The organism is Streptomyces sp. NPDC056479, assembly GCF_042795335.1.
GTDB lineage: Bacteria > Actinomycetota > Actinomycetes > Streptomycetales > Streptomycetaceae > Streptomyces.
The window spans coordinates 304,930-329,314 of record NZ_JBHTRZ010000003.1; the positions used below are offsets into that span (position 1 = coordinate 304,930).

General features: G+C 70.7%; 26 protein-coding genes and 1 pseudogene. 10 read left to right on the plus strand and 17 right to left on the minus strand.

All coding sequences use genetic code 11. The features are described 5' to 3' along the window. Positions 1 to 3: 3 nt before the first annotated feature. On the minus strand, positions 4 to 1,920 hold the full coding sequence (dnaK, locus tag ACFQ6S_RS12865) for a molecular chaperone DnaK (RefSeq protein WP_383407230.1): 1,917 nt from the start codon (positions 1,918 to 1,920) through the stop codon (positions 4 to 6). Between the two features lie 67 nt (positions 1,921 to 1,987). Beyond that, positions 1,988 to 2,515 carry a general stress protein gene (locus ACFQ6S_RS12870; RefSeq protein ID WP_383407233.1) on the minus strand — a complete coding sequence of 176 codons (528 nt, stop codon included), beginning with the start codon at positions 2,513 to 2,515 and terminating at the stop codon, positions 1,988 to 1,990. Between the two features lie 252 nt (positions 2,516 to 2,767). Here ACFQ6S_RS12870 and ACFQ6S_RS12875 point away from each other — a divergent pair, with 252 nt between their 5' ends. Beyond that, positions 2,768 to 4,528, plus strand: a complete 1,761-nt coding sequence (locus ACFQ6S_RS12875; RefSeq protein ID WP_383409236.1) for a PucR family transcriptional regulator — start codon at positions 2,768 to 2,770, stop codon at positions 4,526 to 4,528. A 257-nt stretch (positions 4,529 to 4,785) separates the two neighbouring features. Here ACFQ6S_RS12875 and ACFQ6S_RS12880 read toward each other — a convergent pair whose 3' ends face one another. Next, positions 4,786 to 5,904, minus strand: a complete 1,119-nt coding sequence (locus tag ACFQ6S_RS12880; protein ID WP_383407236.1) for an acetate/propionate family kinase — start codon at positions 5,902 to 5,904, stop codon at positions 4,786 to 4,788. Positions 5,905 to 6,022: 118 nt separating this feature from the next. Between ACFQ6S_RS12880 and merB the strand changes: the two genes are divergently transcribed. After that, positions 6,023 to 7,165, plus strand: a complete 1,143-nt coding sequence (merB, locus tag ACFQ6S_RS12885; RefSeq protein WP_383407238.1) for an organomercurial lyase — start codon at positions 6,023 to 6,025, stop codon at positions 7,163 to 7,165. A gap of 118 nt (positions 7,166 to 7,283) precedes the next feature. Here merB and ACFQ6S_RS12890 read toward each other — a convergent pair whose 3' ends face one another. Beyond that, entirely contained in the window at positions 7,284 to 7,931 is a 648-nt protein-coding gene (locus ACFQ6S_RS12890) for a response regulator (protein ID WP_383407241.1), read from the minus strand. After that, complete coding sequence (locus tag ACFQ6S_RS12895) at positions 7,922 to 9,142, minus strand: sensor histidine kinase (RefSeq protein ID WP_383407242.1); 1,221 nt, start codon at positions 9,140 to 9,142, stop codon at positions 7,922 to 7,924. Before ACFQ6S_RS12895 ends, ACFQ6S_RS12890 begins: the two co-directional genes overlap by 10 nt. Before the next feature lie 110 nt (positions 9,143 to 9,252). Between ACFQ6S_RS12895 and ACFQ6S_RS12900 the strand changes: the two genes are divergently transcribed. Further along, positions 9,253 to 10,842 carry a serine hydrolase domain-containing protein gene (locus ACFQ6S_RS12900; RefSeq protein WP_383407245.1) on the plus strand — a complete coding sequence of 530 codons (1,590 nt, stop codon included), beginning with the start codon at positions 9,253 to 9,255 and terminating at the stop codon, positions 10,840 to 10,842. A gap of 148 nt (positions 10,843 to 10,990) precedes the next feature. Continuing rightward, positions 10,991 to 13,126 (plus strand): PQQ-binding-like beta-propeller repeat protein, encoded by a 2,136-nt coding sequence (locus ACFQ6S_RS12905; protein WP_383407247.1) that lies wholly within the window; start codon positions 10,991 to 10,993, stop codon positions 13,124 to 13,126. A 14-nt stretch (positions 13,127 to 13,140) separates the two neighbouring features. Here the strand turns inward: ACFQ6S_RS12905 and ACFQ6S_RS12910 are convergent, their stop codons facing one another. Continuing rightward, a complete protein-coding gene (locus tag ACFQ6S_RS12910) occupies positions 13,141 to 13,326 on the minus strand; it encodes a hypothetical protein (protein ID WP_383407250.1) in 186 nt (61 codons plus the stop codon). Positions 13,327 to 13,461: 135 nt separating this feature from the next. After that, entirely contained in the window at positions 13,462 to 13,593 is a 132-nt protein-coding gene (locus ACFQ6S_RS12915; protein WP_383407253.1) for a hypothetical protein, read from the minus strand. Positions 13,594 to 13,724: 131 nt separating this feature from the next. Between ACFQ6S_RS12915 and ACFQ6S_RS12920 the strand changes: the two genes are divergently transcribed. From ACFQ6S_RS12920 to ACFQ6S_RS12930, 3 genes and pseudogenes are all read left to right on the plus strand, one after another. Beyond that, positions 13,725 to 14,117, plus strand: a complete 393-nt coding sequence (locus ACFQ6S_RS12920; RefSeq protein WP_383407255.1) for a DUF2795 domain-containing protein — start codon at positions 13,725 to 13,727, stop codon at positions 14,115 to 14,117. Between the two features lie 45 nt (positions 14,118 to 14,162). Next, positions 14,163 to 14,538, plus strand: a pseudogene (locus tag ACFQ6S_RS12925) (CBS domain-containing protein). Between the two features lie 79 nt (positions 14,539 to 14,617). Continuing rightward, on the plus strand, positions 14,618 to 15,169 hold the full coding sequence (locus tag ACFQ6S_RS12930) for a type 1 glutamine amidotransferase domain-containing protein (RefSeq protein ID WP_383407258.1): 552 nt from the start codon (positions 14,618 to 14,620) through the stop codon (positions 15,167 to 15,169). 22 nt (positions 15,170 to 15,191) lie between these two features. On the opposite strand, the gene ACFQ6S_RS12935 is transcribed toward ACFQ6S_RS12930, so the two are convergent. From ACFQ6S_RS12935 to ACFQ6S_RS12945, 3 genes are all read right to left on the minus strand, one after another. Then, positions 15,192 to 15,482, minus strand: a complete 291-nt coding sequence (locus ACFQ6S_RS12935) for a DUF6158 family protein (protein WP_383407261.1) — start codon at positions 15,480 to 15,482, stop codon at positions 15,192 to 15,194. 131 nt (positions 15,483 to 15,613) lie between these two features. Continuing rightward, positions 15,614 to 17,233 (minus strand): ABC-F family ATP-binding cassette domain-containing protein, encoded by a 1,620-nt coding sequence (locus ACFQ6S_RS12940; RefSeq protein ID WP_383407264.1) that lies wholly within the window; start codon positions 17,231 to 17,233, stop codon positions 15,614 to 15,616. A gap of 81 nt (positions 17,234 to 17,314) precedes the next feature. Further along, entirely contained in the window at positions 17,315 to 17,974 is a 660-nt protein-coding gene (locus ACFQ6S_RS12945; RefSeq protein WP_383407267.1) for a histidine phosphatase family protein, read from the minus strand. A gap of 75 nt (positions 17,975 to 18,049) precedes the next feature. Here ACFQ6S_RS12945 and ACFQ6S_RS12950 point away from each other — a divergent pair, with 75 nt between their 5' ends. The 3 genes from ACFQ6S_RS12950 (at position 18,050) to ACFQ6S_RS12960 (ending at position 20,703) form a co-directional block, all read left to right on the plus strand. Continuing rightward, on the plus strand, positions 18,050 to 19,546 hold the full coding sequence (locus ACFQ6S_RS12950; RefSeq protein ID WP_383407270.1) for a bifunctional phosphatase PAP2/diacylglycerol kinase family protein: 1,497 nt from the start codon (positions 18,050 to 18,052) through the stop codon (positions 19,544 to 19,546). Between the two features lie 124 nt (positions 19,547 to 19,670). After that, positions 19,671 to 20,492, plus strand: coding sequence for a class I SAM-dependent methyltransferase (locus ACFQ6S_RS12955; protein WP_383407273.1), 822 nt, complete (start codon positions 19,671 to 19,673; stop codon positions 20,490 to 20,492). A 40-nt stretch (positions 20,493 to 20,532) separates the two neighbouring features. Beyond that, entirely contained in the window at positions 20,533 to 20,703 is a 171-nt protein-coding gene (locus ACFQ6S_RS12960) for a hydrophobic protein (protein ID WP_107908017.1), read from the plus strand. A 7-nt stretch (positions 20,704 to 20,710) separates the two neighbouring features. Here ACFQ6S_RS12960 and ACFQ6S_RS12965 read toward each other — a convergent pair whose 3' ends face one another. The 7 genes from ACFQ6S_RS12965 to ACFQ6S_RS12995 all read right to left on the minus strand — a co-directional run bounded on the left by ACFQ6S_RS12965 (position 20,711) and on the right by ACFQ6S_RS12995 (position 24,385). Continuing rightward, on the minus strand, positions 20,711 to 20,974 hold the full coding sequence (locus ACFQ6S_RS12965; protein ID WP_383409239.1) for a gas vesicle protein K: 264 nt from the start codon (positions 20,972 to 20,974) through the stop codon (positions 20,711 to 20,713). Positions 20,975 to 21,045: 71 nt separating this feature from the next. After that, entirely contained in the window at positions 21,046 to 21,234 is a 189-nt protein-coding gene (locus ACFQ6S_RS12970) for a gas vesicle protein (RefSeq protein ID WP_031475810.1), read from the minus strand. Continuing rightward, a complete protein-coding gene (locus ACFQ6S_RS12975) occupies positions 21,231 to 22,025 on the minus strand; it encodes a GvpL/GvpF family gas vesicle protein (protein ID WP_383407277.1) in 795 nt (264 codons plus the stop codon). Before ACFQ6S_RS12975 ends, ACFQ6S_RS12970 begins: the two co-directional genes overlap by 4 nt. Further along, positions 22,022 to 22,360, minus strand: a complete 339-nt coding sequence (locus tag ACFQ6S_RS12980; protein WP_383407280.1) for a gas vesicle protein — start codon at positions 22,358 to 22,360, stop codon at positions 22,022 to 22,024. Before ACFQ6S_RS12980 ends, ACFQ6S_RS12975 begins: the two co-directional genes overlap by 4 nt. Then, positions 22,357 to 23,463, minus strand: coding sequence for an SRPBCC family protein (locus ACFQ6S_RS12985; protein WP_383407283.1), 1,107 nt, complete (start codon positions 23,461 to 23,463; stop codon positions 22,357 to 22,359). The genes ACFQ6S_RS12980 and ACFQ6S_RS12985 overlap by 4 nt, the downstream gene beginning before the upstream one ends. Beyond that, positions 23,460 to 24,125, minus strand: a complete 666-nt coding sequence (locus ACFQ6S_RS12990) for a DNA primase (RefSeq protein ID WP_383407286.1) — start codon at positions 24,123 to 24,125, stop codon at positions 23,460 to 23,462. The genes ACFQ6S_RS12985 and ACFQ6S_RS12990 overlap by 4 nt, the downstream gene beginning before the upstream one ends. Further along, complete coding sequence (locus ACFQ6S_RS12995) at positions 24,125 to 24,385, minus strand: gas vesicle protein GvpG (RefSeq protein WP_383407289.1); 261 nt, start codon at positions 24,383 to 24,385, stop codon at positions 24,125 to 24,127. The genes ACFQ6S_RS12990 and ACFQ6S_RS12995 overlap by 1 nt, the downstream gene beginning before the upstream one ends.

A 24,385-nucleotide genomic window follows, 5' to 3' on the forward strand; every position in this document is an offset into this window, starting at 1 on the left:
ACCTCAGCCCTTGTCGAACTCGGCGTCGATCACATCGTCGTCGTCCCCGGCGCCGCCCGGCTCGGCCTCGCCGGGACCGGACCCGTCCGGTGAGCCGGTGCCCGCCGGACCGCCCGCGGCGGCTCCCGCCTGGTGGGCTGCGAGCCCCGCGAAGACCTGCTGGAGTTCGGACGCCAGCGGCCGGGCCTTGTCCGCCCCGACCTCGTTCTTGACCGCCTCGCGGGCCTCGGACACCAGCATCTCGGCGCGGGCCTTCTCGTGTGCGGGCGCGGCGTCGCCGAGCTCGCTGAGGCGCTTCTCGACCTGGTAGGCGATGGCGTCCAGTTCGTTGCGGGCGTCGACCGCCTCGCGCAGGGCCTGGTCCTCGCCGCGGTTGCGTTCGGCCTCCTGGACCATCCGCTCGACCTCGGTACGGTCGAGGTTGGAGCTCTCGCTGATGGTGATGCCCTGCTCCTTGCCGGTGTCCTTGTCCCGCGCGGTGACGTTGAGGATGCCGTTGGCGTCGATGTCGAAGATGACCTCGATCTGCGGCTCGCCGCGCGGCGCGGGGCGGATGTCGGTGAGCTGGAAGCGACCCAGGACCCGGTTGTCGGCGGCGCTCTCACGCTCGCCCTGCAGGACGACGACATCGACGGCGGGCTGGTTGTCCTCGGCGGTGGAGAAGGTCTCGGAGCGTCGCACCGGGATGGTGGTGTTCCGCTCGATGATCTTCGTCATCACGCCGCCGCGTGTCTCCACGCCCAGCGACAGCGGAGTGACATCGAGCAGCAGGACGTCCTTGACCTCGCCTTTGAGGACCCCGGCCTGGATCGCGGCGCCCATCGCCACGACCTCGTCGGGGTTGACGCTCATGTTGGGTTCCTTGCCGCCGGTCAGCCTCCGCACCAGGGCCTGGACGGCGGGGATGCGGGTGGAGCCGCCTACGAGGATGACCTCGTCGATGTCGCTGTCACTGACCTTGGCGTCGTCCATGGCCTGCCGCACCGGGCCCAGGCAGCGCTCCACCAGGTCGCCGGTGATCTGCTCGAACGTGGACCGCATGATCGTCGTGGTCAGATGCTTGGGACCGGATGCGTCGGCCGTGATGAACGGCAGGCTGACCTGCGTCTGGGTCACCGAGCTGAGCTCGGTCTTGGCCTTCTCGGCGGCCTCGAACAGGCGTTGCAGGGCCTGTGGGTCCTGGCGCAGGTCGATGCCGTTCTCCTTCTGGAAGCCGTCGGCGAGCTGGTCGACCAGCCGGCGGTCGAAGTCGTCGCCGCCCAGATGGCTGTCGCCCGCCGTGGACCGTACCTCCACCACGCCGTCGCCGACGTCGAGGATGCTGACGTCGAAGGTGCCGCCGCCCAGGTCGAAGACGAGCACCGTCTCGTGCTGCTTCTTGTCCATGCCGTAGGCGAGGGCGGCCGCGGTCGGCTCGTTGATGATCCGCAGCACTTCCAGGCCGGCGATCCGTCCGGCGTCCTTGGTGGCGGTGCGCTGGGCGTCGTTGAAGTAGGCGGGCACCGTGATGACCGCCTCTGTGACGCGTTCTCCCAGCTGCTTGGAGGCGTCGTCGGCGAGCTTGCGCAGCACCTGCGCGCTGATCTCCTCAGGCGCGTAGAGCTTGTCGCGCACCTTGAAGCGGGCGGCGCCGCCGTCTCCCTCGACCACGTCGTACGCGACGGCCTTGGCCTCTTCGGAGATCTCGTCGAAGTGCCGGCCGATGAACCGCTTGGCCGAGTAGATGGTGCCCTTGGGGTTGAGGATCGCCTGGCGTCGGGCCAGTTGGCCCACCAGGCGCTCGCCGGTGTCGGTGAAGGCCACCACGGACGGCGTCGTGCGGTTGCCCTCGCTGTTGGGAACGACCGCTGACTCGCCGCCCTCCCAGACGGCGATCACCGAGTTCGTGGTGCCCAGGTCGATGCCTACTGCCTTGGCCATGAGGAACTCCTTCCGCGACGGGCGGCCCCCGTTCGCCTCGGAGTCGCGCCCGGTCTTCCGCACTCGCTCAGGTGACGGCGGGACCGCTCCACGGGCGGCTGCTCTTCCAAGCGCCGCTGCTTGTGCTGGTGCCGGTCCCGCTGGGCAGCTCGGCCAGCATCTGCACCGCCTCGTCGGCGACCGCTTCGTCGGCGACGACGTCGTACCGGCTGGGCTGCATGAAGCTCACCGAGGCGAAGTCCCGGCGGCCACGCTGGGCCGCGTGCACCAGCAGGCCGAGCAGAGCGCCGACGAGTGCTCCGAAAACCAGCCCGTACAAGGCGAGGAGCAGTCCCGACACGACCGGGTCCAGCCAGTTCAGGAGCCCGAAGATCCACCCGATCAGTGCGCCGGGCAGGGCACCGCTCGCCGCGCCCTGCAGCGCGGCCCCGCCATGTCCCATGCGGCCGGTCACCTGCTCGACCAGGCGCACGTCCTGCCCGATGATGGCCACCCTCTCGACGGGAAAACCGTGATCGGACAGGTGATCGACGGCTCGTTCCGCCTCCTGGTAGGTCGTGTACGAGGCGATGGTCCTGCGGACCTGCTCGTTCATCAGCCAGTCCTTCCTGCCACGGCCACCGGTGCGCCCGGTGATCCCTGACAAGCCCAGAGTTGCAAGAGAGCAGCGCGCTTCGCCTGCACCCGGCAGGTCAGAAATCGACGCGGTCGGTCGGTCCACGAGAACAAGGCTCAAATTCGGACAAGGCGGATGTCCTTGCCTAGGCTGGGTGCCTAGGGCACGCCCAGGAGTGGATCCCACGACTCGCTCGATCGCCTCCGATGACCGGAGGAGAACGGAGTGACCATGGCCTCCCATCCGTCACGGAGGCTTTCCCCTCATGTCTCCGACCAGAAGGTGACCCGCCACCCGAGCAACACCGCGGGCGCCGAACGGCACGACCTCCGTCCGCTCGCGGCGCTGGACCCACACGGGCTGCTGATGCTGTCCCACACCCTGTTCAACTGCGCGGAGCAGAGTGAGATCGTGCGGTTGGCCATGCGGCACGTCAGTGCCCTCGGTCCCTACCACGCCGAGGCCGGATACCTCGCGACGGACGACGGTTTGTCCCGCATCCCCGGCCACGACGTGGGAGCGCCAACGGTCGACGACGCGGGCATGAAGGAGTTGGGCGAGGCTGACGGCTCCGTACCTCTTCCAGGGTCCTGGACCTGGGCGTTCGGCCTGCGCGGGGCCGACCGTCTGCTGGGCTACCTCGTGGTCTCCTCCCACTCCGGCCCCGATGAGCAGGGGCAATTCCTCCTCTCGACCCTCGTGGGGCTCACATCGGCGGCCCTGTCACTGACGGTCGCGCGCGCCGCGCAGCACGACGACGCCGGGGAACTGAGCCGCCTCCGCACCGAACGGGACACCGCACTGCGGCAGTTGGACACAGTGCGCTCCGAGCTGCAGCTTCAGAAGACCGTGCACGAGACCCTCGACCGTGTCGCTGCCCGGGGCGGCGGCGAGGACGCCATCACCCGAGCGCTGTACGAGCTCACCGGGCTGTCGGCGCTCATCGAGGACCGGTTCGGCAACCTGAGGTCCTGGGCCGGCCCCGACCGGCCCGACCCCTATCCGGTGCGGTCCTCGACCTCCCAGGAAGAGATGCTGAGCCAGGTCGCGCGCGAGGCGGGCCCGGTCAGAGTCAAAGACCGGCTGATCGCCCTGGCCCGGCCGCGCGGCGACGTCCTCGGCGTACTCGCCATCGAGGACCCCGAGGCGACGGCCAACGAGCACACCATGTTCGCCTTGGATCACGCCCAGCGGTCGCTTGCCCAGGAGCTCGTGCATATGCGCGAACTCACCGAGGTCGAACTGCGGCTGCGCCGCCAGCTGATCGACGACCTGTTGGAGGGCACTGACGAGACGAGCGCCAATGCCCGGGCCGAAGCCGTCGGCCACGACCTGCAACGTACTCACTACGTGGTCGTGGTGCACTGGCCGGGCAACGCCGCGAACAGCTCCTTCACCCGTGCCGTCGAGCAAGCGACGGCCACCACGGCGACCCGGCCGCTGATCACCCGTCGCGGCGACCGGATGGTCCTGCTGACCGAAGCGAGGCCCGACGACGACGCCGTGTACGCGGCGCTGGCCCATGAGCTGGGGACGCCCGACGGAGCGATCGGGGTGAGCACACGCTGCGACTCCCCGGACGGCATTCCCCGCTGTTATCAGGAGGCACTGCGGGCCTTGGAGGTGCGGCAGAACTCCCGCCAGCGCAGCGGGACGACGTTCTTCGACGACCTCGGGCTGTACCGGATCCTGGGGCCCGGAAACGATCTCCGGGAGCTCGAAGGCTTCGTGCGAGAGTGGCTCGGCCAGCTGATCGACTACGACGCAAGGCACGACACGGAGTTGGTGGAGACGCTCTCGCGCTACTTCGACTGCGGAGGCAACTACGACGATGCGGCCGCCACGCTGACCGTCCACCGCAGCACCCTGCGCTACCGGCTGCAGCGCATTCGTGAGATCAGCGACCGGGACCTGGTGGATGTGGACACCCGGCTCAATCTGCAGGTGGCAACCCGCGTCTGGAAGATCATCCTGGGCGGGCGGGGGCGCTGACCGCAGAGACCCGGGGGGGGCCGGCGGCGGGTCAGCCTGGCTGCCGGAGCCCGCCGACACATGTCTTGGAACGCTGCTACCCATGCATTCGCGGCCTTCCGCCGACGTCACCCTGTGCACGTGGGCTGACGGGATGAGAACGGCGCCACTGCGCGCCGGGCCAGCAGGAGTGGTAGCGGTGCGGTGCCGACCGGTCACGACCTTCTCGCACTTCTCCTACGAACGCGACGAGGCGGGGCGGAAGGCGCCCATGCGCCTCACGGGCCGCGGAGAAGGGTTCGGGTCTCGTGGTCGATCTGCTGGGCCTCTCCGGTGGGTACGACCACGATCGGTATTTCCGCCCCCGGCCCGCTGACGATTGCCGGACGGCTCTCGTCGTCGGGCGTGCGCAGGCCGCCGGTCAGGCCGAGGGCGGTGAGCCGGGTGCATACCTCTTCGCGGACCTCGGGCTGGTCTTCGCCGATCTCCCCGGTGAAGACCAGGGCGTCGAGCCGGTCGAGGGACGCGGCCATCGCAGCGATGCCGCGGCGAGAGTGATGAGTGAAGACGTCCAGGGCGAGAGCGGCGCGCTCGTCGCCCGCTGCCCGGCTGCGGACGAGGTCTCGGGTGTCGTCGGAGGTGCCGGAGAGGCCGAGCAGACCGGAATGGCGATTCAGTACGTCCTCGATGTCGTCGGCGGACAGACGGTGCCGCGTCTGCAGCCAGGTCAGGGCGCCGGGGTCCACGCTTCCGCTGCGGTGGCTCATCACCAGCCCCTCCAGCGGTGTGAAGCCCATGGTGGTGTCGACGCTGGTCCCGTTGCGCACCGCACAGGCGGAGCAGCCGCCGCCGAGGTGGGCGATCACCAGGTGGAGCTGCTGGGGGCGCTGACCGAGCAGCTCGGCCGTCCGGCCGAGTGCCCAGGCGTAGGACAGCCCGTGGAAGCCGTAGCGGCGCATCCCGTACTCCTCGCGCCAGGTGGCGGGCACCGCGTACTCGCGGGCGGCGGCGGGCAGGCCGGCGTGGAAGACGGTGTCGAAGCAGACGGCGTGCGGGACGTCGGGTAGCAAGTTCCGGGCGGTATCCAGGACAGTGAGGGCCGGCGGGACGTGCAGCGGTGCCAGGTCGGCCACATTCCCGAGGGCGGCCCGGACCTCGTCGTCGACCAGGACGTGGCTGCGCAGTCCGGGTCCGCCGTGGACGATGCGGTGACCCACGGCAGTGGGCGATGGCGTTTGGGCCAGCAGTTGCCGCAGAGGGCCGGACACGTCTTCGCCGGGTGGGGAGGCGCTGTGGTGTTCGGCCAGGACCTGCCCGTCGTCGCCGAACACGGTCAGCCTCAGGCTGGACGAGCCTGCGTCGGCCACCAGGACTGGGCCGATGTTTCCAGCCGACACGGTGCTCCTTCCCTGCGGTCCCGGACCCGGTTCGCACGGCTGTGCCCGCAACGGCTCGGCGTGTGTGCCGAGGCAGCCGGGTACCCGCCTGACCTCGTAGGAAACGGAGGTCCACCGGATGGGCTCGGCACACCAGGTAGGTGCGGCGTACCGGCGAGCGGCCGACTATGTGGCCGCATCAGTGATCTTCCTGCGCGGCAACGTGCTGCTACGGGAGCCGCTGCGGCCCGAACACATCAAGGCGCTTCTGACAGTGCCCGACTGCCCCAGCGCACCGCTGGCCCAAAAGCGGATCGACCGGGCGCTGGACGGCAGGGCCGCCGTGGTGGACGTGGTCGAAGTCGCCGATGAGGCGCAGGCCGCCAGGGTGGGTATGGCCGGTTCCCCCACCGTCCTCACCAATGGCGCCGACCCCTTCGCGGTGCCCGGTGCTGCGGCCGCCTCTGTCTCCTGCCGGCTGTACCGCACCCGGGACGGGCGGACCGAGGGGGCGCCGAGCGTGGCCGACCTGCGCCGCGTCCTGGACCTGGCGCAGGCCGACGAAGACTGCGACTGCCTGCCCCTGGACGCGGCGGGGCGAAGTGGCCGCGGTCGGCCGGCGCCGGTGGCCGGAGGGCTGCGCGCCGTGCAGCAGGCCGTCCTGCGGTCCTTCGCGCGTACCGGCCGGGCACCTGCGGCCGCCGATCTGAAAGAGGTGACGTGCGACTACGGCCGCCAACCCGGCGAGATTCTGGCCGAACTGGCCTCCGAGGACTTCCTCACCCTCGACGCGCAGGGCGGCATCCAGGCCGCATACCCCTTCTCCGTCACCCCCACCGTCCACCGCCTCCGGCTCGCCGACGGCCCCGAGGTGTGGGCCATGTGCGCGATCGACGCACTCGGCATCCCGGACATGCTCGGCACCGACGCCGTGATCACCTCGGCCGACCCGGTCACCGGCGAGGCCGTCACCGTCACCTCCACCGGCGGGCACATGACCTGGCAGCCCGCGACGGCCGTGGTCTTTGCCGGCCAGCGCTCCTCCTGCACCGGCCCCGCCGCCGAAGTCGCCTGCGGCGCCCTGAACTTCTTCACCGGCCGCGGCACCGCCGGCACCTGGGCCGGGCAGCACCCGAACCCACACCGGCATCACTATCGACCAAGCCCCCGCCGAGGCCCTGGACCGATCCATCTTCGCTGCCCTCCTGGAGCCGGCGGATGGCATGTTCGAATATCCCCGCTAGCGCCACACGGCCCACCCGCGTTGCACGCTGCGCACTGAACAGTTCAGTGCGCAGATCGGCCACAACAGGTGCGCGGAAAACAATTCAGTTCCCAGGTGAGGACCCTGGCCTACTGAACACTTTCGCATCGTCCGACAGACGAACACTCGCCGTCGATCATGCACGGAGGTAGGTGAGCACCGCGAGGACCCGCCGGTGGACCTGGCCGTCGAGGTGCAGTTCCAGTTTCTGGAGGATGTTGCTGACGTGCTTGTTGACCGCCGCTTCGGTGACGTAAAGCTCGCGCGCGATGGCGGCGTTGGTGCGTCCCTCGGCCATCAGCGCGAGGACCTCGCGTTCTCGCGGGGTGAGGCGTTGCAGGGGATCGCGGCGGCGGTTGAGGAGTTGGCGGACCACTTCGGGGTCCACGACCGTCGCGCCCGCGGCGACCTGGGTGACGGCGTCGACGAACTCGCCGACGGCGCTGACGCGGTCCTTGAGGAGGTAGCCGACGCCGGTGTCGCTCCCCAGGTCGAGCAGGCGGGCGGCGTAGGACTGCTCGATGTACTGGCTGAGCACCAGGACCGGCAGGGTGGGGTGCTCATGGCGCAGGGCGACGGCGGCGCGCAGACCGTCGTCGGAGTTGTCCGGCGGCATGCGGACGTCGGTGACGACGATGTCGGGATGGTGTTCCCGCACCGCGGTGATCAGGGCGTCCGCGTCGCCGACGGCGGCGGGCACCTCATGGCCGAAGCGGGTGAGTACGCCGACCAGACCGTCCCGCATCAGCGGGGAGTCCTCGGCGAGTACGACGGTCAGCGGCACGGCAGCTCCACATACAGCAGGGTAGGCCCGCCCTGAGGGCTGGATATGCGGAACCTGCCGTCCGCCACGGCGACGCGGTCGGCCAGGCCGATGAGTCCGGTGCCCGCCTCGGGGTCGGCACCGCCGATGCCGTCGTCGCTGATGGACAGGGCGAGAGTGTCGGCGTGCAGGCGGGCATGCACCTCGGCTCGGGTCGCCTCACTGTGCTTGACCGCGTTGGTCAGAGCCTCGGCGGTCACGAAGTACGCCGTGGTCTCCACGGAGAGCGGCAGACGACGCGGCAAGCGGATGTCGACCGTGACGGGGAGAGCGGAGCGGCCCGCCAGGTTCTCGACCGCGGCGGCCAGGCCGTGGTCGGTGAGGGCCTTCGGGTGGACGCCACGACTGAGTTCACGCAACTCGTCGACGGCGAGCCCGACCTGCTCCTGCGCCTTGGCGAGCTGCCCGGCCAGAGGTGAGTCCGGCGATGTGTCGAGGGCGGCCAGGCCGAGCAGCACGTTGAGGGAGACCAGCCGCTGCTGCGCCCCGTCGTGCAAGTCCCGCTCGATCCGCCGCCGCTCCGCGTCGAAGGCGTCGACCAGCCGCGCCCTGGAGGCCCGTACGTCGGTGAGCTCCCGGCCCAGTTCGCTGTCGCGCGGCGCCAGCATGAGACGCGTGACCGCGGCCCTCGCGCCGGCCCATGCGGTGATGGTGTACGGCGCGGCGGCGAGCAGACACAGGCCCACGATCACCAGCGGCCAGGCCCCGGGATCGTCGATCGGCGACGTGATCACCAGTACGGGTACGACCAGAGCGAAGCCCAGAACGAGGAGGTCCATCCACCACAAGGCGGTCGCCGACACCGCCGTGAAGCCCAGCTCACGCCAGGTCGCCGGCTCCCGCAGCCGGGTCCGCACCCATCCGGCGGGCCCGGCTCGTTCCGGGGCCTGATGGGGGTCAGGCACCGGGTCCAGGTCCACCAGACGCAGGCGCCACCGCTCGAAGCGGGTGACGGCGACGCCGGACAGTGCCACAGCGAGCAGGATCGGCGCGCCGACCAACACCACCAGCGAGACGACTCCCGCGACAAGCGCGACCACGAGGACGACGCTGGTCACGGCACCGAAGACGACACCGGACAGCAGGTATGCCAGGGAGCGCCAGGGCCAGCTGGAGCCGAGCACCTTCAGCGGGTTCTGGCCGAGCGCCTGCCACGCGGTCCGATGTCGCATCCGTCGACCCTAGCGAGCCGGAGATCTTGAAGCAGTAGTGCAAGCACTACCCCCTGAACTCGTGTGTGCGCCAGTGTGCCGACGAGGGGCGGACCGGTGCACTGGGTTCCATGAAGCTGTTCACCATTCAAGCCGGTACGCGTCGCCGACTCGGCACCGTGATGGCCGCGCTCGGTATCGCGATCGCGGCGACCGCCGTACCGGCCTCCCCGGCCACGCGGTCCACCCCCGCCACCCGCACTCTGGATCCGGCCTCGATCGACCGATTCGTACGCGACTACCTGGAGCAGACCCGCCTGCCAGGCGCGGTGGTCGCCGTGACCAAGGGCGACCAGGTCGTCCACACCGCCGGGTACGGACACACCGCGGCCGGACAGGCCATGACGGAGCGGACGCGCCTGCCCGTGGCGTCACTGTCGAAGTCGATGACCGCACTCGCCGTCATGCAACTGGTCGAGGCCGGCAAGGTCGACCTGGACCAGCCCGTGCACCGCTACCTGCCCGAGTTCACCATGGCCGACCGACGCTCCCAAGAGATCACCGTCCGGCAGATCCTGACCCAGACCTCCGGCATGGCCGACTCCGCCTATCCGGATCTGACCCGCGCCCAACCGCACACCCTCAAGGAGGCAGTGGCCGCGATGCGCGAGGCGCCCCTCGCCACCGCGCCGGGCACGCGGCACCGCTACCACAACCCCAACTACTTCGTCGCGGCACGCCTGGTCGAGGTCGTCGGCGGACAGCCCTTCGCCGACTACCTGTCCGCCAGGCTCTTCAACCCGCTGCGCATGACAGACACCGCATCCGTCGACACGACCACCGAGATGCCGGACCAGGCACGCGGTTACGTGCGCGCCTACGGCACGACGTTCGCCCGTGCCCACCCCCGCTGGTTCACCGCCGGCGGCCACGGTGTCGTCACCACCGCGGACGACCTCTCCCAGTGGCTGATCGCCCAGAACAACCAGGGCCTGTCCGCCGACGGCCGCCGGATCGCCACCGCACGCACCATCCGGCTCACGCACACCCCACCCAAGGTGCCGGGCGACACGGACTACGCGATGGGCTGGGGGCGATACCGGCACGACGGTACCGAGGAGGTCCAGCACAGCGGCCAGCTCCTGACCCACAACGCCATGGCCACCCTGCTGCCCGACAGCAAGGTCGGCATCGCGGTCGTCACCAACACCGGCCTGATCTCCGGAGACGACGCCGCCCAGATCTCGCTGGGGCTCGTCGACCTCGCGCGGGGCAAGAGCCCCGAGGTGGTGAAGCCCTTCTCGATGACGGCCGACTGGGTCCTGGCGGCGCTGACCCTGCTGGCGACGGGCCTCGGCATCCGAGGCGTCCTGCGGGCGCGGCGATGGGCGCGGCACAGCGCGCGGCGGCCGTGGTGGCGTACTGCCCTGCGCCTGCTGCCCCAAGCACTCCCCGTCCTCCTCCTCACCCAACTCGCCTCGCTTCTGGGCCTGCTGATGAACCGTTCCGGAACCCTGGCACAGACCACCTACGCCTGGCCGGCGCTCGTCGTCTGCGCGGCGGCCGGCTGTCTCGCCTCCACCTCGGTCATCACCGCCCGGGCCCTCGCGCTGTTCCGCCAACGCCACCGCGCCCATCGGGGAGCTGAGGGCGACAAGAGCGACAAGCGCGACCAACCGCTCGGCGCAGGGGACGAGCACGAAGCCCTCCGCCCCGTCTGACGCCCCGCGGGGCTCGGTACAACTCCCCACGTGTTCCCCCGAGTTGAGCCCTCACCAGGCCGGACACCAGACGCGGCTCCGCTTCCGGGGCGGCAGGCCCTACGCTGATCCCCGTGAGGCAGGCAGGCGCTGAGAAGGGTGATCGGCTATGACGTCCCTGAGCACGGGGGACCCGGAGACCATAGGCGAGTACACCCTTCTCGGTCGGCTCGGGGCGGGCGGCATGGGGGTCGTCTATCTGGGAGTCTCCGCCTCCGGACGGCAGGTCGCGGTCAAGCTCGTGCATGGGTCGTACGCCCAGGAAGAAGAGTTCCGCACGCGCTTCCGGCAGGAGATCGCCGCTGCGCGCAGGGTGAGCGGTGCCTTCACCGCACCTGTCGTGGACGCCGACCCGGACGCCGACCGACCGTGGATGGCGACGCTCTACGTGCCGGGGCTCAGCCTCGCCCAAGTCGTGAGGAAGGACGGCCCGCTGAGCCAGCGGGAACTTCGCGCGCTGGGACTGGGGCTCACCGAGGCGCTGCGCGACATCCACCGGGCGGGCCTGGTGCACCGGGACCTCAAACCGGCCAACGTCCTGATGACCGAGGACGGGCCGCGCGTCATCGACTTCGGGATATCGCGCGCTGCCGACAGCCAGAGCCTCACCGTGACCGGACGGGTGATCGGCACTCCGCCCTTCATGTCGCCGGAGCAACTCGCCTCTCCCCGAGACGTCACCCCGGCGTCGGACGTGTTCTCGCTGGGGTCACTGATGGTGTTCGCGGCCGTCGGCACGGGACCGTTCGACGCCGACAGCCCCTACATGACCGGCTATCAGGTGATGCATGAGGCCCCGGACCTCGACGGGGTGCCCGAAGCTCTCCGGCGCATCGTCGAGCGCTGCCTCGACAAGGACCCGGCCGCACGGCCGGACCTGGCGGATCTGCATCGCATGCTCCAGACGCTGCCGGAATCCGATGCCGCCGCGCCCCCGAAGGCCAGGGAGTCCGCCGCACCCCGGCCCCGGCCCACTCCCCTGAGCTCGGCCACCACCTCCGTGGGAACCGGCACCGGCAAGGGACGGCGATCCCGGATGCTGCTCACCGGCCTCGCCGCGGCACTGGCCGTCACGGGGCTGAGTATCGGGGCGGGTGTCTTCGTGTCGGGCCAGGACACGACCACCGCCGCTGACACCACCGCCACCACCCCTGCCGCGTCACTGCCCAACGGCTGGCGGCCGTGGCGCACGGCCCTGCGGCAGGAGGTGAAGGGTGTCCCCCTCGACTACCAGACCCCCGGATGCGTGGCGGACGGAAGCGCCCTGTTCTGCGGCGGCACGGGCTTCACGGTGGCCAGGATCGACCCGGCCTCCGGCCGCACCCTGTGGCGTTCCGGCACCCGTCCTCAGGGGGTACGGCCGATCGGCGTGCGCGACGGGCTGGTCTACGTGTACGAGGATCCGGACGACACGACCCGGCGCGTGGTGGCCCTGGACGCCGGTACCGGGCAGCGGCGTTGGCAGCGCGACATCGACAAGGCCGCGGACCCGGTCCTGTACGACGGCGGACTGCTGACCCTGTCTCCCGACGCCTCATCGTTCGTCGCCTACGGGCCTTCCGGCAAGGAACTGTGGCAGGCGCCCTCGCTGGACGAGTACTGCGCTCCGTCGGCGCTGGGAGGCGCCCCCTACGCCCTGTGCTCGGCCGGCACCGAGCCCGGCCAGACCCCGGTCGACCTGATGAAGATCGAACCCGGCGGCCTGACCGAATCGGCCGTACTGCCCCGGAAGACGGAAGCGCTCGGCGCCGTCGGCGGGCAACCCTTGTTCCTCGCCCCTCAGACCGCGAAGGACGTGTACGAAGCCGGGTACGAACGGCCGTACAACGCGCTGTTGCGAGTGGACCCGGAGACCCGGAAGGTCAGGCGGATACCGCTGGCACGTCCGCTGACCGGCGCGGCCACCCTGGTGGACGGCGTCGTCTACTTCGTCCGGTCCGACGGGTCGGTCACCGCGGTGTCGGCGGACAGCGGCAGACAACTCTGGCAGAAGGCGACGGACATGGAGAGTCTGTCCGCGCCCGTGGTGTCGGCGACGTACAAGCGGGTCTATTTCTCCAACCGCTTCGGCCGTCTGCTGGCGCTGAACAGCCGCACCGGAGCGGAGGTATGGCGTACCTCCGCACTGGACGACCCCGGGGACAAGGCGCAAGGCACCCCTCCGCGCGTGCTGCTCGTCAAGGACGCGATCGTGGCGACGGCCGGCGACACGGCCTTCTCCCGGAGCCCGGACGGGCTTGACTGACCGGTGACCGGCCGTCAGCCGGCGTTCGCGAGGATCTTTTCCGACAGGGTCCACAGCCGTCGGGCACCCGTCGGCTCGAGCGCGTAGCGGCCACGCCGGATACGGGTGGCACCGGCGACGGCGAGTGGATCGCGGGATCGTCGTCCGACGCGGACCGTCGGGTGGCCGGGCCGACAGGGGTCGGGCGTGCCCTCGGGCATGCGGTGGAGCACGAGGGCATGTCCGGCGGCGCGGCCGAGAGGCGCTCCGCGTGGATCTCCGGGAACTGCACCGAAGTGCCCGCGTCGGCGCAGGGGAAATCACCGGGAATCCGGCGTTGGGGTGCGTGTCCGGCCTCAGTGCCCCAGCGCCGCCCCCTCCGGCCGGTCCTCGTCCTGCTCCCTGGGCAGCAGCAGGTCCTCGTATCGCCCCAGTGCCAGCACCACACCGAGCATCACGAGCGGGAGAAGCACAGCGAGCAGTGCCATGGGACTCGTCCTTCCCCAGAACTTTCGCGGGGGGTGCCCGTTCGAGTCACCACGGTTCCGGAGTGCAAACCCTGTGTCGGCCCCCTCTCATCGGGTACGCGGTGCCCAGTTCCGAAGATCTGGAGGGAGTCATGCAGCGAGGCAGTGACCGGCTGAGCGTTCACCGCGACGACGAGATGAAGCACGAGCTACAGGGGCTGTTGCGGTCCGGGCATCCCACGCGGACCGAGGAGTGGCACGATCCGGAGCCGTCCGCCGAGGACGATCCGCAGGTCGCAGGCGGGCCGGTGGCGCCGGGGGCGGCCTCCCTGGCGACGGTCCGGCTGGAGCTGGCGCGGATTCTGGGCCGTGGCGCGTTCCCGGCGAGCCCCCGAGAGCTGGTGGGTGAGCTACGCCGCGGGTACGCGCCCGATGCCCTCGTCGAGTCGGTGGACCGGCTTCCGCGCTCGGCGCGCTACGCCAATGTCCAGGAGCTGGCCGAAGCCCTCACCGGGGGCGGGCGGCCGCCTCGGCGCGGGGCCTAGCGGCCGGTACGCATACCGGCCGGGTCGACCCGGGAAAGGCTGTCGATGGCTGAATTCGTGAAGGACGGCATGCCCCCGGGAGTGGTCGCCGTCCGCCCGGCGCCTCGCTCGTCGAGGCGGCGCAGCCGATGCGGGCCTGGGTGTGCTCACCGATCGTGACATTGCGGTGCGGGCGGTCGCGGACGGCGCCGGTCCGCTGACGGTGGGCGCCGGGGCGGTGTGCACCCGCAACCCCGTGGTGATCGGCCCGGGAGAGCGGGTGTCCGTCGCCGTCGCTCAGATGCGCGCGCACGCCGTACGACGGCTGCCGGTCGTCGAGGACGGCCTGCCGGTCGGCGTCGTCAGCCTCGGGGATCTGGCCGAGAACCAGGACCGCGGCTCGGCGCTGGCCGAGATCGGCCGCGCCGCCCCGGACGAGTGAGGCGCGCGGGGCTGCCGGTGTGCACGACCCGACCCAGTCACGAGGCCCGCCACGGGCCATGGAAGGACGTGGACACATCATGCGTATCGCTTTTCTGACCGCCCCCGAGGGCGTCGAGCAGATCGAGCTGACCGATCCCTGGCAGGCGGCGGTGGAGGCCGGCCACGAGCCGGTGCTCGTGTCGACGAAGCCGGGCACCATTCAGGCGTTCCACCATCTCGACAAGGCGGAGAAGTTCCCCGTGCAGGCGGTCGTGGGCGAGACGTCGGCCGACTCCTTCGGCGGGCTGGTCCTGCCGGGCGGGGTCGCCAACCCGGACTATCTGCGGACGAACCGCAAGGCCGTCGCCTTCGTACGGGACTTCTTCGACCAGGGCCGCCCCGTCGCGGCGATCTGCCACGCCGCATGGACGCTGGTGGAGGCGGACGTCGTACGCGACCGGGTGCTGACCTCCTGGCCCAGCCTGCGGACCGACATCCGCAACGCCGGCGGCACCTGGGTCGACGAGCAGGTGCGGATCTGTGACCACGGCCCCAACCTGCTGGTCACCAGCCGTAAGCCGGACGATCTGAAGGCGTTCTGCCAGACGTTCCTCGAGGTGTTCGCCAGGGCGTCGAAGGAAGCGGCCTGAAGCGGGAACGCGTCGGCGCCGCTCAGGTCACCCCGGGCGGAGCCGTCGGTGCCGGGTTGCCCGTCGTGCGGTCGCGGGCGCCGTCGCGGGTCCGGCCCGCGGCCACGGTGCGGCGCGGGTTGCGGCGCAGATACTCGCCCTCCAGCTGCGCCATCCGTTCGTTGTGGGCCCGCAGCGCGTCGTTCGAGCCGTAGAGCAGCGTGTCGTGGCGCGTCCGGTGGATGGTCTCCAGCTCCTTCATGAGCTGCGTGTCGTCCAGCCGGCTGGGGTCGACTCCGGTCATGGTGGTGCCCCGCTCGTCGTGTTCAACCATGCGGTCCGGGTACCCGCCCAGGGAGCGCAATGCCTCCGAACGGTGTACGGGAGACAGCCTTGGATCTCGCCTTGCTGCCTCCACTGTACGAACACCTCGGGCCCTGAGCCTCGCGCGCGCACCCGGTCGAGTCAGCGGGCCCGCTCCACCCTCCGCTCGTCCCACACCGGCTCCGCCGTCTCCCGCACACGGCCGTCGCTGCCGAAGACCAGATAGCGGTCGAAGGAGCGGGCGAACCAGCGGTCGTGGGTGACGGCCAGCACCGTGCCCTCGAAGGCCTCCAGGCCCTCCTGGAGGGCCTCGGCGGACTCCAGGTCGAGGTTGTCGGTCGGCTCGTCGAGGAGGAGGGCGGTGACGCCCTCCAGCTCCAGCAGAAGGATCTGGAAGCGGGCCTGCTGGCCGCCGGAGAGGCGGTCGAAGCCCTGCTCGGCCTGGTTGGTCAGCTCGTAGCGGCGCAGCCGGGACATCGCGGCGCCCCGGTCCTGGGCGTGCTCCTTCCACAGGATGTCCAGGAGGGTGCGGCCGATCAGCTCGGGGTGTGCGTGCGTCTGGGCGAAGTGGCCGGGCACGACGCGCGCGCCCAGCTTCCACGCCCCCGTGTGCGCCACGTCGTCCCCGGCCAGCAGCCGCAGGAAGTGCGACTTGCCGGAACCATTGGAGCCGAGGACGGCGACACGTTCGCCGTAGAAGACCTCCAGGGAGAACGGCTTCATCAGACCCGTGAGCTCAAGCGCCTCGCAGGTGACGGCACGCACCCCGGTACGCCCGCCCTTCAACCGCATCCTGATGTCCTGCTCGCGCGGCGGCTCCGGCGGCGGCCCGGCCTCCTCGAACTTGCGCAGCCGGGTCTGGGCGGCGCGGTAGCGGGAGGCCATGTCGGGGCTGTTCTCGGCGGCCTGACGCAGTGCCAGCACCAGCTTCTTCAGCTGGGCGTGTTTCTCGTCCCAGCGTTTGCGCAGCTCTTCGAAGCGGGCGAAGCGGGCGCGCCGGGCCTCGTGATAGGTGGCGAAGCCGCCCCCGTGCACCCAGGCGTCCGCGCCGGCCGGCGAGGGCTCGACGGAGACGATCTTCTCGGCGGCGCGGGCGAGGAGTTCGCGGTCGTGGGAGACGAAGAGGACCGTCTTACGGGTCTCCTTCAGCCGCTCCTCCAGCCAGCGCTTGCCGGGTACGTCGAGGTAGTTGTCGGGCTCGTCGAGCAGCAGCACCTCGTCGGTGCCCCGCAGGAGCGCCTCCAGCACGAGCCGCTTCTGCTCACCGCCGGACAACGTGCTCACCTGCCGCCACTGCGCCTTCTCGTACGGCACGCCGAGCGCGGCCGTGGTGCACATGTCCCACAGTGTCTCGGCCTCGTAGCCGCGCGCCTCGGCCCAGTCGGCGAGGGCCTGCGCGTACTTCAGCTGGGCGGCCTCGTCGTCGACGGTCATGATCCCGTGCTCGGCGGCGTCGACCGCCTTCGCGGCCTCGCGGATCCGGGGCGGCGCGACCGACACCAGCAGGTCGCGTACGGTCGTCTCGTCCCGTACGGACCCCACGAACTGCCGCATCACGCCGAGCCCGCCACTGACGGTGACGGTGCCGCCGTGCGGCTTCAGCTCTCCGGAGATCAGCCGCAGCAGGGTCGTCTTGCCGGCACCGTTGGGGCCGACCAGCGCCACGACGGCCCCTTCTCCCACCCGGAAGGACACGTCGCCGAGCAACGCCCTCCCGTCGGGGAGGTAGTACTCGAGATGCGCGGCTTCCAGATGTCCCATGGGGCGAATTCTGCGGGGCGCCGCGGAGCACGGGCAAACCGTTATCCGGACGCCGGGCGACGAGACGCGCGACAGGCAGACCTAGGGCACGTCCCCGTCCACGACCTCGCCGGCCGGACCGCTGTCCCCAGCGGGAGCCACGACCGCCCCGGCCCACGCCAGCGCTTTCCAGCCATCCGCAGGCGACCCCTCGAGGATCACCACTCCCGTGTTGTCCAGGGGATGCGCGGCCGAGAACGGTACGTCCACGTTGACCGCCCGTGCCGCCGTCCACATCCGGATCGCGGCACCGTGGCTGACCATGGCCACGGCACGGGCACCGCTGTCCGCGGCCTCCGAGACCACGGCGTCGTAGCGCGCCAGCGCCTCCGCCCCGCTCTCGCCGCCCGGCATGCGCAGCTCCGTGTCGCCGGCCGACCAGGCGAACACCGTCTTCATGTACAGCGCACCCTGCTCGGTGTCACCGGGCAGCATCTCCAGGTCGCCCGCGCTCACCTCGCGGAGGCCGTCGCGGACGATCACATCGAGGCCCCGGTCGGCGGCCAGCGGGGCGGCGGTGAGCTGGGTGCGGGTCAGCGTGGAGACGTAGATCGCATCGATGTCCTCGTCCGCCAGCGCCGCAGGCAGCGCGGCCGCCTGCTGTTCGCCGAGCGCGGTCAGGCCCGGGCCGGGTACGGCCGTGTCCAGCAGATGGGCCACGTTGGACGGGGTCTGGCCGTGGCGTATGAGGAGCAGGCGCATGTGCTGGAGGTTCCTCCGTGTGTCGCTCACCGCCTGCCGGACAGCAATCGGCGACTTCAGGGTACCCAGGGCTGTATGAGCCCAGACGTCGACCTCACCGTCCTCAAGCCCGGCCGGCACGCCCTGCGCGACCGGTTCCTCGCCCTCGACTCCCGGCTGTTCGAGTTCGCCGCCGAACAGCACTGGCCGTATGCCGAGCGGGTCCTGCCGCGGCTGAGCCGGAGCGCGAACCACGGCGTGCTGTGGTTCACCGCGGCCGCGGCGATCGCCGTCAGCCGGACGCCACGGGCCCGCCGGGCCGCCGCGCGGGGCCTGGCCTCGCTGAGCCTGGCCTCGCTGACCATCAACACCCTGGGCAAGCGGTCGGTGCGCCGCCCCCGCCCGGTACTGGATCCCGTGCCGCTGGTCCGGCAGCTGAAGCGGCAGCCGATCACGACCTCGTTCCCGTCCGGCCACGCCGCGTCGGCGGCCGCGTTCGCCACCGGTGTCGCCCTGGAGTCGCCCGGCTGGGGCCTGGTGGTGGCGCCGATCGCCTGGTCGGTCGCGCTGTCGCGGGTGTACACCGGCGTCCACTTCCCGAGCGACGTGCTGGCGGGCGCGGCACTGGGCGCGGGTGCCGCGTTCGCCGTGCGGGGGATGGTGCCCACGCGTGACCGGCAGGTCCCGCCGGCCCGGCCGCGTACGGATGTTCCGGCGCTGACGGAGGGGGACGGCCTGATCATGGTGGCCAACAAGCGGTCGGGCACGGCCGAGCGGGTGCACGCCCTGCTCGACCTGCTGCCGCGCGCCGAGCTGGTCGAGTGCGAACCGGACGATCTGCGGACCGAGTTGCGCAAGGCGGCGGCCCGCGCCCGGGTGCTCGGGGTGTGCGGCGGCGACGGCACGGTGAACGCGGCCGCCGAGATCGCGTTGCGGCACGGCCTGCCGCTGGCGGTGCTGCCCGGTGGCACGCTGAACCACTTCGCCTACGACCTGGGCGTGGAGAACGAGCGTGATCTGAGCCGGGCCGTCCAGCGCGGCGAGGCCGTGCGGGTGGACGTGGGCCGGTTCAGCTGCGACGGACAGCAGGGCCTGTTCCTCAACACCTGCAGCCTGGGCGTGTATCCGGAGCTGGTGCGTGAGCGCGACCGCTTCTCGTCCAAGCTCGGGGCCTGGCCCGCCGGGGTGCTCGCGGCGCTGCGCGTCCTGCGCAGCGACCGCCACCCGCTGCACGCCGAAGTCGCGGGCCGCGCGCACCCGTTGTGGATGCTGTTCGCCGGGAACGGCACCTACCACCGGCTGGGTCTCGCCCCCGCCCGCCGGCTGAATCTCGCGGACGGCGTGCTCGACGTACGGGTCGTGCACGGCGGCCGGCGGCCCGCGCTGCGCCTGCTCGCGGCGGCCGTCGCCGGCCCGCTGACCCGCTCCCCGGCCCATGCGGCGGTGCAGATCGGCCGGCTGCGGCTGTCCGGCGTCACCCAGGGCGCGCTGCTCGCGTACGACGGTGAGGTCACCGAGGTGGGCGGCGAGGTCACGCTGGAGAAGCTGCCGGAGGCGCTGACGGTCTATCGCCCGCTGCCCGGCGGCTTCTGATCAACCGTCGGTCCAGATAGTAAAACGTGGGTCTCATCATTCGACATGCGGGCGTACGGTGTCGAGTACCGCCGGCGGGGCCGTGCGCTCCGTCGGGCGGTACGACGAGACGAGGGGAACAGCCATGTCGAAGGCCCAGGAGACCGCCGTCTACACCCATGGGCACCACGAGTCCGTGCTGCGTTCGCACACCTGGCGCACCGCCGCCAACTCGGCGGCCTACCTGCTGGACTCACTCAAGCCGCACATGAGGATCCTGGATGTCGGCTGCGGGCCGGGCACGATCACCGCCGACCTGGCGGCCCTGGTCCCCGACGGGCAGGTCAGCGGCGTCGACGCGGCGCCCGAGGTGCTGGAGCAGGCCCGGGCCACCGCCGCCGGGCGCGGTCTGACGAACGTCGACTTCGCGGTGGCGGACGTGCACGCCCTGGACTTCCCGGACGACACCTTCTGCGTGGTCCACGCCCACCAGGTGCTCCAGCACGTCGGCGACCCGGTGGCCGCGCTGCGCGAGATGGTGCGGGTCACCAGGCCGGGCGGCTTCATCGCGGTCCGCGACTCGGACTACGCGGCCATGACCTGGTATCCGGCGTCCCGCGGGATGGACGACTGGCTGGACCTGTACCGCCGGGTCGCCCGCGCCAACGGCGGCGAGCCGGACGCAGGGCGCCGGCTGAAGTCCTGGGCGCTCGGGGCGGGGCTCACGGACATCGCGGCGACGTCGAGCACCTGGACCTTCTCGACGCCCGACGAGCGGGCCTGGTGGAGCGGACTGTGGGCGGATCGCACACTGGCCTCCGCGTATGCCGGGCGTGCCACGCGGGGCGGGCACGCGACACAGGACCAGCTGCGGGCCGTCTCGGCGGCCTGGCGGGAGTGGGGGCGGCGGGACGACGGCTGGTTCAGCGTGCTGCACGGAGAGATTCTGTGCCGTAAAGAAGCCTGAATCACGGACTTCTGGAAACCCGACGAGCAGGAGGTTGATGATGATTCCTATTCTGCTCGTGCTGCTACTGGCTCTGATTCTCTTCGGTGCCGGATTCGCGCTGAAGGCCCTGTGGTGGATCGCGATCGTGGTCCTTGTCGTATGGCTATTGGGTTTCGTGATGCGTGGCACGACCACGGCCGGCGGCAGGGGCCGCTGGTATCGGTGGTGAATTGATTTCACTCCCGGGGAAGTAGTGGTCCCAGCGGCCCGAGGTCCAGATTCAGGTCCTCGGGCCGCAGCCCGTAGCGCTCCCGCAGTTCGGTCATACGGTCGTCGAGCAGCATCAGCGTCAACCCGATCCGTTCCTCCTGCTCCTCGCTCAGGTCGCCCTCGTCGAAGCGGCGCACCGCCTGGCGCTCCATGAGCTGGCGAAGCAACTCCACGACCGTCAGGACGAGTTTCACGAGGTCGCGTTCCACGGTGTCGGGGTCGAGGTCCATCCGGTTGCGACGCGAAGCCCGGCCGCGATGCGGTTCCGGGTCGCGATGCGAGGCAGGGTCGGGATGTGATGTCACGTCAACTCACCCCAAGGGGACGGGACCTGCTCGTTGACGGAGCTGATCAGCGCGTTCAGGTCGATACGGACGAGGTCGACGTCGGCGATGCGCAGGGTGATGTCCCCCGTGACGACGACGCCGCCGGCGAGCAGCCGGTCGAGCAGGTCCACGAGGGCGATCTCACGGCGTTCGACGACGGTCACTGCTCCACCTCCGAATTCTGACCGAACTCCCCGGTGAAGGAATACGCCGCCCAGGGGCCGGTGAGTTCGACCCGGATTCCGGGTACGTCGTCCTTTTCCCGGTCCACCAGTTCCACGAATTCCTCGGAATCCGCGCGCGGCACCAGATAGGCGGCGTTGAGCACATTCTGGCCGGACGCGGCGGAAAGCGTGGCGCTCTGCGGGGCGTGCAGTCGGCGGTCCTCGGCGAACGCGGAAAGCGTTTCGTGCAGCCGGCCGGAGAATTCCGTGGCCCGCTGCCACACGTCCTCGTGAGCGCGCGTCTGCGTACGGCGCCGGCGCAGATAGTCACGGCCCGACTCCGCCTTGCGATCGGACGGGCCGGGCTCGGTGGGCTCGGTGGCTTCCGTGGGCGCTCTCTCGACGTACACCTTGACGCCCCACTCCACCCGACCCTCCAGCCGGTCGAGGACGCGCCGGAAGTCCTCCTCGCGGGCCTCCATCATGGTCCGCAGGCCGCTGTCGTCCCGGAAGACGGTCGCGAGCCGCAGCGGCAGCGGGGTCGTGACGGCGGTGAGCGCGTCGATGACCTGCTGATGGGCGCGGGCGGTCACGGTGAGCCAGTCGAGGTCCTCCAGATGGGCCCGCAGCGGGGCCTCGGCGAAGTCCGCCTCGGGCACCGTACTGACGACGGCGACCAGGCCGTGGTGCGTCAGCTGTTTCGGCGGCGCGCCGGCGACGCCCGTGAGCTGGGCCTGGAGGGCTGAGCGAAAGGGACGGCACACGGCGTAGACGTAGCGCAGTCCGGTCATGGGGCCTCCTCCTGTTCCCGGGCGGCTTCCCTGGCGGGCTCCAGCTGGGCCAGGCGCTCGCGCAACTCGGCGTTCTCCTTGGCGAGTTCGTTGCGGCGGGCGCGGGAGGACAACGACGGGTCGTCCTCCCACCAGTCGATGCCCATCTCCTTCGCCTTGTCGACGGAGCAGACGATGAGACGGAGCTTGATCGTGAGGAGTTCGATGTCGAGCAGGTTGATCCGGATGTCGCCCGCGATGATGATGCCCTTGTCGAGCACCCGCTCCAGGATGTCCGCGAGGTTGGCTCCGCTGCCCTGGCTATAGGGCTCGGGGAGCCTGCTGGACATGGTCATCGCCGGCTCCCGCCGCTCGCGTACTCGGCTTCGTCCTCGTCCTCGGGCTCTTCCTCGTACTCACCCTCGGGCTCTTCCTCGCCCTCGCTCTCCTCGTCCTCCTCCTCTTCGTACTCGTCCTCGGGCTCCTCGTCCTCGGCGTACTCGGCGCTCTCGCCGTCTTCCTCGTTCTCCGCCTCGTTCTCCGCCTCGTTCTCTTCGTACTCCTGCTCGTCCTCCTCCGCGACCGCGTCCTCGTGGCTGCGGACCACCTCGCCGTCGCGGATCTCGCCGCGCCAGCCGTCCTCGGCCTCTCCCTTGAAGGTGATGAAGCGGACGTAGTTCTTGAGGTCGAGCCGGGCGCGACGGCCCTGGGCGCGCCAGATGTTGCCGGTCTTCTCGAACAGGCCCGCGGGGTAGTACTCGATCACCAGCAGGACGCGGGTGAGGTTGTCGGCGAGCCGGTGGAAGGAGACGACACCCTTCGTGGTGCCCTTGGCCCCCTCAGAGGTCCAGGAGATCCGCTCGTCGGGCACCTGCTCGGTGGTGTGCGCCTTCCAGCTGCGGTTGGACCAGAAGACCTTCAGCTGCCAGTCGGAGTTCGTGTCGTCGGCGCGGTTCGCGCTCTTCACGCCCTTCGCGAAGGTGCTGAAGTCCTGGTACTGGGTCCACTGGTCGTACGCGGTGCGCAGTGGCACACCCACGTCGACGTACTCCATGATGACCGTGGGCTTGTTGCCCGCCTTGCCCTTCTTCTTGCCCTTGCCGCCCCCGCCGAGGTTCTTGAACGCGTTCACGACATTGTCCTTTGCGCGGGTTGCGCCGAGTTCCAGCGCGCTGCGCAGCGGCCCCTTGCCCTCGGCGAGCTTGCGCCCGCCGTCGAGGGCGAGCTTGGCGAAGCCGGGGCTGTTGCCCTCGGCGATGTCGTTCAGTTTGACCGTGGTCTCGCCGAGCTTGCGTCCCGCGCCGGTGAGCAGCCGCGTGGCCTGCACGGCGAGGTACTCCTGCAGTTCGGCCTTCAGTCGCTCGGCGGCCTCGCTCTGGGCCACGCCGCTGAGTGATCCTTTCGCTCCATTGGCCGCGGAGGTCGCGGAACCCGCTGCGGATCCGACTGTGTCGGTCATCGCTCACCACCGCCCTTCGACTGGCGGGCCCGATCGCTGCGGGCGGCTCCCCGCGCGGCGGACGTCTTCCTGGCGGGCGGCTTGCCCGTGGACTTCTTCGCCGCCGCCTTCTTGGCCGTCGGCTTCTTGGCCGCGGCCTTCTTCGCGGGAGCCTTCTTCGCCGGGGCCTTCTGCGCCGCCTTGCGACGCGGCTCCTCCTCGGCCTCCGGCTCGTCGGACTGCCCTTCGTCGGACTGCCCTTCGTCGGACCGCTCCTCGTCGGACCGCTCCTCGTCGGACCGCTCCGAGTCCTCGGGCTCCTCCGACTCCTCGTCCTCCGATCCGAGATCCGGCGCGTCGGGAACCACACCCTCCAACTGGTCGCGCACCTCTGCGGTGCGTCCGTGCAGCCGGTCGGCGAACGCGTCGAGCTGCCGCTCGACCATCGCGCCCGACGCCGCCTGGCCCACACCGCGCAGGTCCTCGCGCAGCTGGTCCCCGATCTCCTTGAACTGCGGGTTGTTCTGCAGCTGTTGGGACAGCAGATCCGCGACGGCCCGAGGGCTCAGATGCAGGCGTTTACCCGCCACCAACGTGCCCAGGGCGAAGGCCAGTTTCATCTTCTTCGTACGTCCGAGGACGTATCCGGCCCCTACCGCGAGGCCCAGTCCCACTCGGTTCATCATGCCGTCCCGTCACTGTTCCCGTAGCCTGCGCGCAGGCCGATCTCGAGCCGGTCGAGGAGTTCGTCCTCCTGGCGGTCGAACTCCTCCTCGTCGATCTCGCCGGCGGTCAACCGCTCCTCGAGCCGTGCCAGTTCGGCGCGCACGGCGCTCGGGTCGTAGTAGATGCGTTCCGCTTCCTGGAGTACCTGTCTCATCACCCATCCGCTGCCGCGCACCGGGGCGAACGGCAGCAGCAGTACCTCTCCGAGCAGTCCCAC